We start from the raw sequence: 13,689 nt of genomic DNA, 5'->3' as shown, positions 1-13,689 counted from the left end.
AAGCGGCTCCCGGGCAAAGCGTGGTTTGGTCGCGCAGGTCTACCGAATGGACAACGCTTGAGTCAGGTGTCCCGGTGGCTCAACCCCATTTTTTGAGCGAGGCGGCCAGTTCCTTGTGGGTGGCGGCATGGGCTTCGAGCGATTGTCCGGAGGCCGCCGCCTCCCAGGCCTGACGGATGGCGCGCACGCCGGCACCAGGCCCGCCCGGATGGCCGTGAATGCCGCCGCCGCCGAGATACATCAGGTCCAGCGTGCGGCCGGTGCGCTGATAGGTTTCGACCGCCTGTCCGCCCCATTGTCCGGAGCAGACCACGGGCAGCGGCCGGTCATCTTCGGAAAAGATCGGCGTCATCACGTCATGGAAGGATTGGACGAAGCTTTCGTCGGGTTCCCAGTATTTGGCGCGGATGCCGTTGATCTGGAACTGGTCGACGCCGAGCAGCCGCCAGATCTTCTGATAGGCCCGAAATTCCATGCCGAGGGCCGGGTGACGGGTCAGGATATCCCAGCCATTGCGGTGGGCGTGGAGGCAAAGCGCCGACCGCTTGCGCAGGAACGACATGCCGCCATGGCCGATCGAGTTGATATTGACGACGGCCGCATTGCCGCCGTGCCTGACCACATAGTCGTGGTTTTCCATCATCGTGTCGGGGTCGGCCGACGAGATGCCGAAGGCATACATCACCCGTTTTCCGGTGCGCTCGGCATGGTCCCTGATGACCGGCATGATCGCGTCGACCCGCGCGTTCAGCGGCGCATAGGCCGGGTTCATCATCTTCTCGTCGTCCTTGATGAAGTCGACGCCGGCCGCGCAGAGCGTGCGTACCACGTCCGCCGTGTCTTCCGGCGTCAGGCCGAGCGAGGGCTTGATGATCGAGGCGATCATCGGGCCGGTTGCCACGCCCATCAGCCGGCGCGATCCGGCAATGCCGAATTGCGGGCCGGGATGGCAGGACCACGCCTCAGGCAGGTCGATATCCATGACGCGGATGCCGGACAGACCGCGCGCCGCAAACACGCCGCCGACCGCGATCGTCATCAGCGCCGCGATATCGGTGCCGATCGCTTCCAGCGGATAGGCGATCGTCACGTCGGCGCGATGATATGGCCCGCTGTCGCTCGTGTCGGGAAAGCCGGGGGTATCGGCATCGGCGAGCGGCGCGATGGTCTCGACCCGGGCCGCGCAGCGCCTGCGCACCGCATCGGTCTCGCCCGGAAGTTCGGTGAAGGTTCCGGTCGACTGGTCGGAGGCGATTTTGGCCGCCATCGCCTCGATGCTGCCGGCGCATTCGATGCGATAGGTGACCCGGATAAAATCGTCGTTCATGCGTTCCTCCATGTCGTTCCGCTGGCCGAAAGCCCCGCATCGGCCGTGCGTTTCCGTGTTTCCCCGGCTTTACCCGGTTGCCGGGACTTTGGCGAACGAGCCTCCATCGGCGGCCGGTTTTCATCTGTAATGCTCATCATACCTGTTGACAAATGATTTGTCATACCACAGGTTTCCACCATTCAGGGAGATAGCCATCCATGGAGGATGGACTGATGGAGGAGAAAACTTATGAATATCAAGAGACGCCTGTTTCTGGCGGCTTTCGCCTTGTCGACGGCCCTGCCCGCCTTTGCCCATGCCGAAGGCCTGATCGCGATCATCACGCCGAGCCATGACAACCCGTTCTTCAAGGCAGAGGCCGTCGGCGCCGAGGCGCGCGCCAAGGATCTCGGCTATGAGACGCTGGTTCTGGTTCATGACGACGATCCGAACAAGCAGTCGGAAATGTTCGATACCGCGATCGCCCGCGGCGCTGCCGCCATCATCGTCGACAATGCCGGCGCCGATGCCACGGTCGCCCCCGTGCAGCGCGCCAAGGATGCAGGCATACCGTCCTTCCTGATCGACCGCGAGATCAAGGAAAGCGGCATCGCCATCAGCCAGATCGTCTCCAACAACTATCAGGGCGCCCAGCTCGGGGCCGAGGAATTCGTCGAACTGATGAGCGAAGAAGGCCCCTATGTCGAGCTGCTCGGCCGCGAGGCCGATACCAATGCCGGCATCCGCTCCGCCGGCTATCACGACATCATCGACCAGTATCCGGACCTCGAAATGGTGGCCCAGCAGTCGGCCAACTGGTCGCAGACCGAAGCCTATGAGAAGATGGAGACCATCCTCCAGGCCAATCCCGACATCAAGGGCGTGATCTCCGGCAACGACACCATGGCCATGGGCGCATGGGCAGCGCTCGAGGCCGCCGGCCGCACCGATGTCATCGTCGTCGGCTTCGACGGTTCCAACGACGTGCGCGATTCGATCATGAAGGGCGGCATCAAGGCCACCGTGCTGCAGCCGGCCTTCCGTCAGGCACAGCTCGCCGTCGAGCAGGCCGACCAGTACATCAGGACCGGCTCCACCGGCCAGCCTGAAAAGCAGTTGATGGACTGCGTCCTGATCAATGGCGACAACGCCGACAAGCTCGAAACCTTCGCGCTGTCGAATTGATCGACGCGGGTCCGGCGGCCTTTTGCCGGACCCGGCCATTACCGAGATCCTGAACAGGTGTGACATGCACGCGATGAAACTGTCGGCGGCGATCCTTGCGCTCCTGCTGCCTCTTGGCGGCTGCAAGCTGGTGCCGACCGACAAGCCCGATGCTGAAACCGCTGCGGCGCAGACCGACGAGGCCCGGATGGCTGCCTATGCCGATGAAAACTGGTCGACCAAGGTATTGCCGGTGATCGCGGAGCATACCGTCGATTACGACACCCTGCAGAAGGCGCTTTCCGCCGGCGTCGAAACCGCCGGCAACAGCTACGGCCTCAGGCCCGAGGGCGAGGCCAACCCCTGGAACTTCGTCGTCAGCGGCGCAGGCACCGTGACGGAAGCCAAGCTCGACAGCCGCGCGGCCAGGATGGAAGTCGACATGAATGGCGACGGCAAACCCGACGTCACGCTGCAGATCGGCCCGATCATTCGCGGCACCGCGCTGCGCGATGCCATGCCGTTCATCGTCTTCACCGATTTCCGCGACCAGATCGAGTTTGCCAAGCTTGCCCGGGCGATGAACGAGAAGGCCCATGCCGGCCTCGATATTCCGGAAGGCGATGTGATCGGCAAGACGGTCTCGTTCACCGGCGTCTACACCATGCGCAGCGTGGACGACGCGCCGGAGATCGTTCCGACGGTTATCGAGGTCGATCCATGACGACGGCCGAAGAACATCCCGTCGGCCTGAAGATCATCGGCGGAACCAAGGTCTATCCGGGCACGGTGGCGCTGAAATCGGTCGATTTCGAACTGCGCATGGGCGCGGTCAACGTGCTGGTCGGCGAAAACGGCGCCGGCAAGTCGACGATGATGAAGGTGATCGCCGGCGTCGAGCAGCTCACCGAGGGCCGTCTGGAAATGGATGGCGAGGAAGTTCAGTTCAATACAACCGACGATGCCGAGCGTCACGGCATCGGCATGATCTTCCAGGAACTCAACCTGTTTCCCAATCTGACCGTCGCCGAAAACATCTTCATGGCGCATGAGAAGACCCGCTACGGCTTCGATATCGACGCCGACGCCCAGCGCGCGGAAACCCGCAGGCTGATGAAGCGGCTGGAGCACAATATCGATCCCGACACGCTGGTCGGCGACCTCAAGGTCGGTCAGCAGCAGATCGTCGAAATCGCCAAGAGCCTGGCGCGCAAGGCGAAGATCCTGATCCTCGACGAGCCGACCTCGGCGCTGTCGGCAACCGAGGTCGAGATCCTGTTCAAGGTGATCGCCGAGCTGAAGGCCGAAGGCGTCGGCCTGGTCTACATTTCCCACCGCATGGACGAGTTGATCCGCGTCGGCGATTACATCACCGTGTTGCGCGACGGCGCGATCACCGGCGCGCGCTCGATGGAGGGCGTCGACGTGCCGTGGATCGTGCGCTCCATGATCGGCGAGAGTTCCAAGGATTTCGCCAAGGAGATCGAGCATCCCTTTGGCGAGGAAGCCCTCCGGGTCGAGGATATAAGGCTACCGGATTCCGCCGGCGGCTTCGTGGTCGACGGCGTCTCCTTCAGCCTGCGCCAGGGCGAAATCCTCGGCATTTACGGGTTGATGGGCGCAGGCCGCACCGAGCTGCTGGAAACCATCATCGGACGCCATCATCTGGCCGACGGCAAGGTCTGGGTCAACGGCAAGCAGATGCGCAAGCCCAGCGTGTCCGATCGCATTGCCCACGGGCTGGCGCTGATCCCGGAAGACCGCAAGCATGACGGCCTGGTGCAGATCCTTTCCATTCGCGAGAACATGACGCTGAGTTCGCTCGGTGCGGTGACGCGGGGCTTTCACATGAACCTCAAGGCCGAGAAAAGCCGGGTGGCCGAGTTCGTCATGCGCATGGTGATCAAGATCGCCTCGCCGGAAAACCCGGTATCGTCGCTGTCTGGCGGCAACCAGCAGAAAGTAGTGATTTCCAAGGCGCTGATGACCGGCCCCAAGGTGCTGTTGATGGACGAGCCGTCGCGCGGCATCGATATCGGCGCCAAGGCCGAGGTGTTCCGCGTCATGCGCCAGCTTGCCGCCGAAGGCCTCGGCATCGTCTTCGTCACGTCGGATCTGGAGGAAGTGCTGAGCCTTTCCGACCGGATCATCGTGATGTCGAACGGCCGCATCACCGGAAACTTCAATCGCGACGAGGCAACCGACACCAGGCTCGTCCAGGCATCGGCCGCGGGCCACAATCCGGACGCCGATCAGTTGAACAGGAAGACCGCATAATGACTGACATGACCGCAAACGGCGTCGGGCAGGCCCCGAGCGCATTGCTGATGCTGATGAAGGCCCGAACCTTCATCGCGCTGATCCTCGTGTTCGTTTTCTTTGCGATCTTCGCGCCGAACTTCCTGTCGACGGCGAATTTCGTGATCATGTCGAAGCATGTGGCGCTGAACGCGTTTCTGGCGATCGGCATGACCTTCGTCATCATTTCGGGCGGCATCGACCTGTCGGTGGGTTCGATCGTCGGCCTCTGCGGCATGGTCGCCGGCTATCTGTTGTTGAACGGCATCGATCTCGGCATCGGCTGGACGGTGCAGTTCAACACGCTGGAAATATGCCTGATCGTGGCGCTGGTCGGCATCGCGATCGGCGCGCTGAACGGGTTCCTGATCACCAAGCTCAACGTCGCCCCGTTCATCGCAACGCTCGGCACGCTTTACATCGCCCGCGGCGCGGCGATGCTGTCGAGCGAGGGCGAAACCTTTCCCAATCTCACCGGCAGCGCCGAATACGGTTCCGCCAGCTATCGCCTCATCGGCACAGGCTCCTTCCTCGGTATCCCGATCTCGATCTGGATGCTGATCGCCGTCGGGCTTCTCGCCGCCTATATCGCCAGGCGCACGCCGCTCGGCCGGTTCATCTACGCCGTCGGCGGCAATGAGCGTGCGGCAGGGCTTTCGGGCGTGAAAGTCACCCACGTCAAATATTTCGTCTACATGTTCTCCGGCTTCTGCGCGGCGCTGGTGGGCATCATTATTTCCTCCCAGCTTGTTGCGGCCCATCCGGCAACCGGCGATACTTTCGAGTTGAACGCGATTGCGGCAGCGGTTCTCGGCGGCACCTCGATGTCCGGCGGGCGCGGCAGGATCGGCGGCACCATCATCGGCGCCTTCGTCATCGGCGTGCTCTCCGACGGGCTGGTGATGATGGGCGTCTCGGCGTTCTGGCAGACCGTGATCAAGGGCGTGGTCATCATCGCCGCCGTGGTCATCGATCAGGCCCAGCAGCGGGTTCAGGCACGGGTTGCGCTGCAGGCGCAGGCCGCTGTCGGCAAATAGGAAGAGGTTTTCATGAAGGGCGCTCTCATCGGCTGCGGCTTCTTCGCCCGCAATCAGCTCCACGCCTGGAACGATATCGACGGCGTCGGGATCGTGGCGCTCTGCGACCGCGATGCCGGGCGGCTCGCCGAGACCGGCGATCTTTTCGGCATCGACCGCCGCTACAGCGACGCAGCCGAGATGTTTGCCGATGGCGGTTTCGATTTCGTCGATATCGCCACCACCGCGCCGTCGCATCGCCTGCTGGTGGAGGCTGCGGCGAAAGCCGGCGTCCACATCATCTGCCAGAAGCCGTTTGCCGAAAACATCGGCGATGCCCGCGCCATGGTCGCGGCCGCCGATGCCGCCGGCACGGTGCTGATGGTGCACGAGAATTTCCGCTGGCAATCGGCGGTGCGCGCGGCGATCGAGGCATTGCGCGCCGGCGCGATCGGCACGCCGTTCTTCGGCCGCGTCAGTTTCCGCTCCGGTTACGACGTCTATGCCGGCCAGCCCTATCTTGCCGAGGGCAAGCGCTTCATCATCGAGGATCTGGGCATTCACATTCTCGATATCGCCCGTGCGCTGTTCGGCGAAGTCTCCACGATCACCGCCAGCACCAGACGCGTCAATCCGAAGATCAACGGCGAGGATGTCGCGACCATGCTTCTGGTCCATACCGACGGCGTCACCAGCGTGGTCGACTGCTCCTATGCCACGAAACGTGAGCCTGAGACGTTTCCCGAGACGCTGCTGGAAATCGACGGCACGGAAGGCACGTTGCGGCTCGATGCCGGCTACCGGCTGACAATCCAGACCGGCGGCAGCAACGAGACCCGCGATGTCGCGCCCCCGGTGCTTTCCTGGGCGGAGCGGCCCTGGCACAATATCCAGGAAAGCGTCGCCATCATCCAGCGCCATTTCGTCGATTGCCTGCGCGAGGGCCGCATTCCTGAAACCGCCGGCGCCGACAATCTCAACACCTTCGCGCTGGTCGAGGCGGCCTATCTTTCCGCAGCCGAAGGGCGCACCGTCAAGCTGGAGGAACTGTGACCGATCCCGTTTCCCTTTACGGCACCAGTCAGAAGCCGGCGGTCTCCGAGCGGCTGGTTTACGGCGATGTGGCGGTGACGCTGCAGGAGGGCGCGCTGCGGCATCTCACCTTCCGGGGAACGGAAATCATGCGCTCGGTCGCCTTTCTGGCGCGCGATCGCGACTGGGGCACGATCGCGCCCGGGATCGGCGCGATCTTCCGTGAACGGGACGAGGCGCTCCGGATCGCGATCCCGATGACGTTCCGGTCGGGCGATGCGCGGCTCGATGTCACCGTCCGCGTCTCCCTTGCCGCCGGCCGTCTGATTGTGCAGGCCGAGGGCCGTGCCGCCGGGACTTTCGAAACCAACCGTGCGGGCTTTACGGTGCTGCACCCGATCGAAGGCGTCGCCGGGGCGCCGGCCCGGGCTACCCATGCCGACGGCAGCGTCGAGGAGGGCCGGTTTCCGGCGCTGATCGAACCCTGGCAGCCGTTCATGGATATCGCGGCGCTGGAACACCGCGCCAACGGCTTTGCGGTGCGCACTGCCTTTTGTGGCGATGTCTTCGAGATGGAGGACCAGCGGCAATGGGGCGATGCCTCGTTCAAGACCTATAACCGGCCGCTGGCGCTGCCATGGCCCTATCGGATTGCTGATGGCGAAACCCTGTCGCAATCCGTCGAGATCACCTGGAAGGCCGATGCCGCAACCGTGCTGCCTGCCGCCGCCAACCCTTCGCAGCCGGCCCGGTTTCCCGAGACGGCACTGGTGCTGACGGCCGGGGATGCGTTGCGGCTTGCCGCAAACCGCGAAGATTTCGATATCGTCGGCCCGCAACGGCTGCTCTGCCATATCGATGCCGCGGCAGAACCGGCCGGCCCGCAGATCGCGGCCTTTGCAGCGCTTCAGGCGGTGCTGCCGCATCCGGCCTACGATCTCGAGCTGATCTGCCGGTTCGACGGCGACGACAGCCCGGCCGACGAACTGGCGGCCCACGCGGCCGCGATGAAAACTGCGGGTCTGGTTCCCGCCTCGGTTTTCGTCTGTCCCTCGGTTGACCGCCAGTCGACCCCGCCCGGTTCGCAATGGCCGCCCTGCCCGCCGCTGGAGGAAATCCATGGCGCTGCGGCCCGGGCCTTTCCCGATATTTCGCGCGGCGGCGGCATGGCGAGCTTCTTTCCGGAGCTGAACCGCAAGCGCCCGCCGCTCGACCACCTCGATTTCGTCACCCACGGCCTTTGCCCGATCGTGCATGCGGCAGACGATATCTCGGTGCTGGAGACGCTGGAGGCGATCCCGCATATCGCCCGCTCGGCCAAGGCGATCGTCAAGGACCGCGCCTACCGCATTGGACCTGCGACGATCGCGATGCGGCAAAATCCCTATGGCGCGCGCACCATTCCCAATCCCGGCGGCGGCCGGGTCTGCATGGCCGATTTCGACCCGCGCCATTTCGCGGCCTTCGGCGCGGCCTATGCGCTGGGGCTTGCAACAGCGCTGGCGCCGTTCGATGTGGCGGTCTGGACGCCGTCCGCGCTTTACGGCCCGCGCGGGCTTTTCTGCGACGACGGCACGCCCTCGCCGCTGGCATGGGTTCTGGAAGCGCTTGCCGGATGTGCCGGAAAAGCGGTGTTCGGCGCAAGAATCGAGGGCGGTCTGGCCCGGCTGGCATTGGAAGACGGCCACGAATTCACAGCCAACCTCACGGACGGGACGGTTGACGGATTGCAGCCTTTCGACTGGCGTTGAGGTAATTTCTTCCGCAGCGCCGGCAGAGCTGGGTATAAGGGCAGATGAGCCCCTGACGGGACTCAACTAATTGCGGCGAAGCCACTATCTCTTTAAAGGACGGCATGGACAACACCGGAGAGCATCGCGCGATGAACAGGGCACAGGCAGGCGACAAAATCGTTCGCCGCAAGCTATCCGACCAGGTGCTGGAACGGATGCATGACATGATCCGCAGCGGCGAGCTGAAGCCCGGCGATTACATGCCCTCCGAGCGCAGCCTGATGGAGCGCTTCGGCGTGGGTCGGCCGGCGGTGCGCGAGGCGCTGCAATCGCTCCATAACAGCGGCCTGATCACCATCAATCACGGCGAGCGCTCGCGGGTGAAGGAAATCAACCCGGCGACGATCCTGACCCAGTCCGACGAGCTTGCCCGGCTGGTGCTGAGTGCGGCGCCCGCCAATCTCGACCATCTCAAATACGCCCGCCAGATGTTCGAGCTCGGCATGGTGCGGGTGGCGGCCGAAAAGGCGAGCGAGGCCGATATCGCCGAACTTCGCGATCTCGTGGCGCTGCAGCGCAGCCAGCTCGGCGATGCGACCGCCTTTATCGGCACGGACATGAAGTTCCACCGCAAGATCGCCTCGCTCACCGATAACCCGATCATCGTTTCGGTCTCCGACGCCATGCTCGGCTGGCTGTTCGAATATCACGTCAGCCTGCTGCACCGCTCCGGCGGCGAGGAACTGACGCTGGCCGAACACGACAAGATCGTCGATCACATCGCCGCCCATGACGCGGCCGGAGCGATCGAGGAAATGCGCCATCATCTCGAGCGCACCCGCGACGTGTTTCAGATGAAGAGCTGACCGGCGCGGACGCTCCCGGAAGCGTCGGCCCTATCGCGGCCCGCCGCCATCGCGGATCCAGCCGAAAAAGTCCTCAGAGCCCATCTGCCCGCCCTTCAGCGCGATCTGGAGCCCGTCATGCCGGCCCTGGCTGTGGCCGAGGCAGAGCGCTGCGCCGGGGATCGTCGGCGCCAGCGCCGTGAGCGCCTCGATGCCGAGCGCGCGCATGCCGTGGCCGGAGGTATCGCCGCCGGAGATGACGGCGCGGCGGAGGCCGGATTGCTGCAATACGCCGTCGAGAACCCGGCCAAGCGCCTGCCCGATCCGGGCATTGGCGGTTTCGAAATCGAGCGATGACGCGGAAAGCGCCGCCCTGAAGGCCGCAACGCGCGGGTCGTCGGGGCCTGCGGCAGATGTCACCAGAACGCTGGCCCCGGTCGAAAGCGCGTCCAGCGCCGCACCGGTCGCGCGGGCGATCTCGGCTTCGAGCGCCGGCGCATCGCCGATCACGCTTGCCGCATCGAAGCCGATGATTTCAAAGCCGTTGGCCGCCGACCATGCGATCTGGCGGGCCGTGCTCGGCGAGACCGAGCCGGATATCGCGGCGATCTGCGCCACGGGCCCCGCGCTTTTCGGGACCGGGGCCGGCGCGATCTCGCCGGTCTCCTGCCAGTGTCGCACCAGCGCATATTCGAGGCCCTGCGAGCCGACGGCGAGCCTCAGGCGGTCGCGGTTTTCCCAGATCAGCCGGCCGACGGCCAGTTCGCTGACGGGCTCCATGTCGTCGAGCGAGATGATCTTCGCACCGGCGGCAATCGCCTGATCGAGCGCGTCGGACGCTGAACCGGACCACAGCGCCTCGAGATCGATCAGCGCGGAGGCAAGGTCGGTCTGGCGGGCGAGATGACGCAACAGATCGGCCTCGTCCATCGGCGTCACCGGGTGCCGGGCCATGACGGGATGGCGATCGAGGCGGAAGACGCCTTCGAAAACCCCGGCATAGAGATGGCCGAAGGACTGGTAGCGGCGCATCTGCGGGGCCGCCGTCACTAGCGGAACCGCCTGCGAGCCGCGGATTTCGAGCGCGATCTCGATGGCGCGGCCGATATTGCCCGCGCTTGGCGAGGAGTCGAAGGTCGAGCAGATCTTGTAGTGCAGGATCTCCGCCCCGGTCGCATCGAGCCAGGCAAGCGGCGCCGGCAGGTTGGCCGCCATCCACGCCGGTCCATGGCTGCGGGCGGTGGAGGCGACGCCGAGCGCATCGGCATTGGCGAAGCGTCCGGCAAGTGCCGCGCCCGGCACATCGGAAAACAGCACCGCGTTCAGCCCGGCGAATGCCAGCACCTCCATAACGGCGGCCGAGCCGGTGAAATCATCCCCAAACCATGCCAGCCTGGGTCTCGCGCTGCCTGTCATGCCGTGATGCGCTCCTGCTTACAAAAATTGGTTCAATCGTCGATTGACATTATCACCTACATATTATCTGATCATACCAGATAAACAAGCATGACCCAATGGGAGGTAGACTGAAAATGACGAAAGTCGCATTGTTCGGCGCTGGCGGTAAAATGGGCGTCCGCCTGTCACTCAATCTGGCGAAGACCGACTTCGAGGTTCGCCACATTGAGGTCAGCGACGTGGGCAAGGCACGGCTGAAATCGGAAGCGGGCGTTGACGCCGTGGACGCGGCGACCGGGCTTTCCGGCGCGGATGTCGTCATTCTCGCCGTGCCGGATACCGTGATCGGCAAGGTTGCCGCCGGCTTCGTCAAGGATCTGGCGCCGGGCACGATGGTCGTCATCCTCGATGCGGCGGCCCCCTTTGCCGGCCACCTGCCGGAACGCGACGACATCACCTATTTCGTCTCGCATCCCTGCCACCCGCCGATCTTCAACAATGAGGCGACCGAAGCCGGTCGCAACGACCATTTCGGCGGCGTTGCCGCCGAGCAGGGCGTGGTCAATGCGCTGATGCAGGGCCCCGAGGAGCATTACGCGCTGGGCGACGCCATCGCCAGGGCGATCTACGCCCCGGTGGCCCGCACCTATCGCGTGACCGTCGAGCAGATGGCGCTGCTGGAACCCGGCCTTTCGGAAACCGTCTGCGCCTCGCTGCTGGTGGTCATGCGCGAGGCCATGGACGAGGTGGTCGCCCGCGGCGTCAGCTATGATTGCGCCCGCGACTTCCTGCTCGGCCACATGAACATTCTCGGCGCCGTCATCTTCGACGAGGTCAAGGGCGGCCAGTTCTCCGATGCCTGCAACAAGGCCATCGAATTCGGCAAGCCGGCCCTGATGCGCGACGACTGGAAGAAGGTGTTCGAACCCGACGAGATCGCGGCCAGCATCCAGCGCATCACCTGATTGCCCCTGCGGCGCCAATGATGTGAGGCGGGCGCTGCAATGCAGCGCTCGCCAGCTTTTCTGACGACCACAGACCGATTGCGTCGTGCCTCTTCCGCTCCCGTCATTCCGGCCTTGAGCCGGAATCCAGGGCGAGACGACGGGCGCATCACAAGTAAACACGTGTCACGACCGCTGTGCCATACAGCCCTGGATGCCGGCTCAAGGCCGGAATGACGGATGCTGTGGGGAGGGCTTTGTCGGGGTTCGATGAGCGTCGTGATGTGGCGCTCGCTGTCGGGTCACAAAATCACATTCAAAGATAACATAAAATCTTCATAATGATTGATTATGGGTGATCTCGGTGTTAATCACCGATCATGCAATGCGAAAGGTCGCCCGTTGAAACTCGATGATCGCCGCCGGGATATCGTTGATCTGCTCGTCGAGGAAGGCACGGTCTCGCTTGACGATCTGGCGGTGCGCTTTGCCGTCTCGAAGATGACGATCCATCGCGATCTGGACGATCTCGAGGCCGAGGGCCTGCTGCGCAAGGTTCGCGGCGGGGCCACGATCGAGGCGAGCGGCCAGTTCGAGAGCGACTATCGTTACCGCGCCCGGATAGCGCCGGCGCTGAAACGCGCGATCGCCCGACGCGCCGCCGACTTCATCGAGCCGGGCATGAGCGTGATGGTCGATGACGGCTCGACGTCGGAAGCGGTCATTCCCTTCCTGATCGAAAAGCGGCCCCTGACCGTGATCACCAACAATCTGGCGGTCATCAACGGACTGTCCGGCCAGGGCGGCATCAGCCTGATCGCGCTCGGTGGCGATTTTTCGAAGAAGTTCAACGGCTTCTTCGGCGTCATCACGACCGCCACGCTTTCCGATCTGCGCGCCGATATCGCGCTGATCACCAGTTCCTCGATCCACGGGCGGATCGCCTGCCATCAGGATCAGGAAGTGCTGCAGGTCAAGCGCGCGATGATGGCGGTCGCCCAGAAATCCTATCTGATGGCCGACCATAACAAGTTCGGCCGCACCGCCCTGCACAGGCTGGCGGACCTCAATGCCTTTGCCGGCGTGGTGACCAGCCGGGCGCTGCCGGAAGAACAGGTCTCGGAGCTGACGAGCCAGGGCATAGAATTGTTTTTTGCGGAGGAAGAGTGAGCGATGGCACGGTTTGAACGGTTCTTTGTCGGAACCAGCTGGAAGATGAACAAGACGCTGTCCGAGGCCGTCGCCTATGCGGACGCGCTGGCCGCAGCAGGACGCGACGACCGGATCCAGCGCTTTGTGATCCCGTCCTTCACCGCGATCCGCGAGGTCAAGGCGCGTCTGGCGGATGCCGATGTGCTGGTCGGCGCCCAGAACATGCACTGGGACGACCACGGCGCGTGGACCGGGGAAATCTCGCCGGTGATGCTTGCCGATTGCGGCATGGATATCGTCGAACTCGGCCATTCGGAACGGCGCGCGCATTTCGGCGAGACCGACGAAACCGTGGGGCTGAAGACCGAGGCCGCGGTGCGCCACGGCATGATCCCGCTGATCTGCATCGGCGAGACCGAGGCGGAAAAGGATGCCGGCCGCGCCGATGATGTGCTGCACAGCCAGGTCGAGGCCGCGCTTTCACGCCTTGGCGATACGCAGAAACGGGCGCAGATCATCTTTGCCTACGAGCCGGTCTGGGCGATCGGCGAGCGCGGCCGCCCGGCCTCGCCCGACTATGCCGAGGCGCGCCAGGCGAAGATCGTCGCGACAACCAAACTTGTGACCGGGCGTGAACTGCCCTGCCTTTACGGCGGCAGCGTCAATCCCGGAAACTGCGCCGAAATGCTGGCCTGCGACCATGTCGACGGGCTGTTCATCGGCCGCTCCGCCTGGCATGTCGAGGGCTATCTCGACATCCTGGACCGGGTTTCAAAAGTCATCTGAACCACTTTTTTT

Annotated in this window: 12 protein-coding genes; 10 read left to right on the top strand and 2 right to left on the bottom strand. The window is 64.1% G+C overall.

The genetic code is table 11. The annotated features are described in order from the left end of the window. Positions 1-79: 79 nt before the first annotated feature. Positions 80-1,327 (bottom strand): 3-oxo-isoapionate-4-phosphate decarboxylase OiaX, encoded by a 1,248-nt coding sequence (gene oiaX / locus HQ843_RS05355; RefSeq protein ID WP_180899491.1) that lies wholly within the window; start codon positions 1,325-1,327, stop codon positions 80-82. A gap of 231 nt (positions 1,328-1,558) precedes the next feature. On the opposite strand from oiaX, the gene HQ843_RS05350 reads away from it, so the two are divergent. The 7 genes from HQ843_RS05350 to nanR all read left to right on the top strand — a co-directional run bounded on the left by HQ843_RS05350 (position 1,559) and on the right by nanR (position 9,418). Continuing rightward, the gene (locus tag HQ843_RS05350; RefSeq protein WP_180899492.1) at positions 1,559-2,494 is read left to right on the top strand and encodes a D-ribose ABC transporter substrate-binding protein; all 936 of its coding nucleotides are present in this window, start codon (positions 1,559-1,561) and stop codon (positions 2,492-2,494) included. 64 nt (positions 2,495-2,558) lie between these two features. Further along, positions 2,559-3,197 carry a DUF2291 family protein gene (locus tag HQ843_RS05345; protein ID WP_180899493.1) on the top strand — a complete coding sequence of 213 codons (639 nt, stop codon included), beginning with the start codon at positions 2,559-2,561 and terminating at the stop codon, positions 3,195-3,197. Continuing rightward, the gene (locus HQ843_RS05340) at positions 3,194-4,750 is read left to right on the top strand and encodes a sugar ABC transporter ATP-binding protein (protein WP_180899494.1); all 1,557 of its coding nucleotides are present in this window, start codon (positions 3,194-3,196) and stop codon (positions 4,748-4,750) included. Before HQ843_RS05345 ends, HQ843_RS05340 begins: the two co-directional genes overlap by 4 nt. Continuing rightward, the gene (locus tag HQ843_RS05335) at positions 4,750-5,808 is read left to right on the top strand and encodes an ABC transporter permease (protein ID WP_180899495.1); all 1,059 of its coding nucleotides are present in this window, start codon (positions 4,750-4,752) and stop codon (positions 5,806-5,808) included. Before HQ843_RS05340 ends, HQ843_RS05335 begins: the two co-directional genes overlap by 1 nt. A 12-nt stretch (positions 5,809-5,820) precedes the next feature. Beyond that, the gene (locus HQ843_RS05330) at positions 5,821-6,840 is read left to right on the top strand and encodes a Gfo/Idh/MocA family protein (protein ID WP_180899496.1); all 1,020 of its coding nucleotides are present in this window, start codon (positions 5,821-5,823) and stop codon (positions 6,838-6,840) included. Beyond that, positions 6,837-8,570 carry a hypothetical protein gene (locus tag HQ843_RS05325; protein WP_180899497.1) on the top strand — a complete coding sequence of 578 codons (1,734 nt, stop codon included), beginning with the start codon at positions 6,837-6,839 and terminating at the stop codon, positions 8,568-8,570. Before HQ843_RS05330 ends, HQ843_RS05325 begins: the two co-directional genes overlap by 4 nt. Before the next feature lie 131 nt (positions 8,571-8,701). After that, positions 8,702-9,418, top strand: a complete 717-nt coding sequence (gene nanR / locus HQ843_RS05320; RefSeq protein WP_180899498.1) for a transcriptional regulator NanR — start codon at positions 8,702-8,704, stop codon at positions 9,416-9,418. A 30-nt stretch (positions 9,419-9,448) separates the two neighbouring features. On the opposite strand, the gene HQ843_RS05315 is transcribed toward nanR, so the two are convergent. After that, positions 9,449-10,813 carry a four-carbon acid sugar kinase family protein gene (locus HQ843_RS05315; protein ID WP_180899499.1) on the bottom strand — a complete coding sequence of 455 codons (1,365 nt, stop codon included), beginning with the start codon at positions 10,811-10,813 and terminating at the stop codon, positions 9,449-9,451. Between the two features lie 116 nt (positions 10,814-10,929). Between HQ843_RS05315 and HQ843_RS05310 the strand changes: the two genes are divergently transcribed. The 3 genes from HQ843_RS05310 (at position 10,930) to HQ843_RS05300 (ending at position 13,677) form a co-directional block, all read left to right on the top strand. Continuing rightward, entirely contained in the window at positions 10,930-11,760 is an 831-nt protein-coding gene (locus HQ843_RS05310) for a phosphogluconate dehydrogenase C-terminal domain-containing protein (protein ID WP_180899500.1), read from the top strand. Positions 11,761-12,141: 381 nt separating this feature from the next. Continuing rightward, positions 12,142-12,909 (top strand): DeoR/GlpR family DNA-binding transcription regulator, encoded by a 768-nt coding sequence (locus HQ843_RS05305; protein ID WP_180899501.1) that lies wholly within the window; start codon positions 12,142-12,144, stop codon positions 12,907-12,909. Positions 12,910-12,912: 3 nt separating this feature from the next. Further along, the gene (locus tag HQ843_RS05300; RefSeq protein WP_180899502.1) at positions 12,913-13,677 is read left to right on the top strand and encodes a triose-phosphate isomerase; all 765 of its coding nucleotides are present in this window, start codon (positions 12,913-12,915) and stop codon (positions 13,675-13,677) included. The last annotated feature ends 12 nt before the right edge of the window (positions 13,678-13,689 follow it).

Origin of the sequence: Martelella sp. NC20 (assembly GCF_013459645.1) — a bacterium.
Classification (GTDB): Bacteria; Pseudomonadota; Alphaproteobacteria; order Rhizobiales; family Rhizobiaceae; genus Martelella.
This window is presented reverse-complemented; position numbering and strand designations above follow the sequence as displayed.

Excerpts from the sequence above, each read along its gene's own strand:
- oiaX (WP_180899491.1), bottom strand. The coding sequence starts at position 1,327 with ATGAACGACGATTTTATCCGGGTCACCTATCGCATCGAATGCGCCGGC.
- HQ843_RS05350 (WP_180899492.1), top strand. The coding sequence starts at position 1,559 with ATGAATATCAAGAGACGCCTGTTTCTGGCGGCTTTCGCCTTGTCGACG.
- HQ843_RS05345 (WP_180899493.1), top strand. The coding sequence starts at position 2,559 with ATGCACGCGATGAAACTGTCGGCGGCGATCCTTGCGCTCCTGCTGCCT.
- HQ843_RS05340 (WP_180899494.1), top strand. The coding sequence starts at position 3,194 with ATGACGACGGCCGAAGAACATCCCGTCGGCCTGAAGATCATCGGCGGA.
- HQ843_RS05335 (WP_180899495.1), top strand. The coding sequence starts at position 4,750 with ATGACTGACATGACCGCAAACGGCGTCGGGCAGGCCCCGAGCGCATTG.
- HQ843_RS05330 (WP_180899496.1), top strand. The coding sequence starts at position 5,821 with ATGAAGGGCGCTCTCATCGGCTGCGGCTTCTTCGCCCGCAATCAGCTC.
- nanR (WP_180899498.1), top strand. The coding sequence starts at position 8,702 with ATGAACAGGGCACAGGCAGGCGACAAAATCGTTCGCCGCAAGCTATCC.
- HQ843_RS05315 (WP_180899499.1), bottom strand. The coding sequence starts at position 10,813 with ATGACAGGCAGCGCGAGACCCAGGCTGGCATGGTTTGGGGATGATTTC.
- HQ843_RS05310 (WP_180899500.1), top strand. The coding sequence starts at position 10,930 with ATGACGAAAGTCGCATTGTTCGGCGCTGGCGGTAAAATGGGCGTCCGC.
- HQ843_RS05300 (WP_180899502.1), top strand. The coding sequence starts at position 12,913 with ATGGCACGGTTTGAACGGTTCTTTGTCGGAACCAGCTGGAAGATGAAC.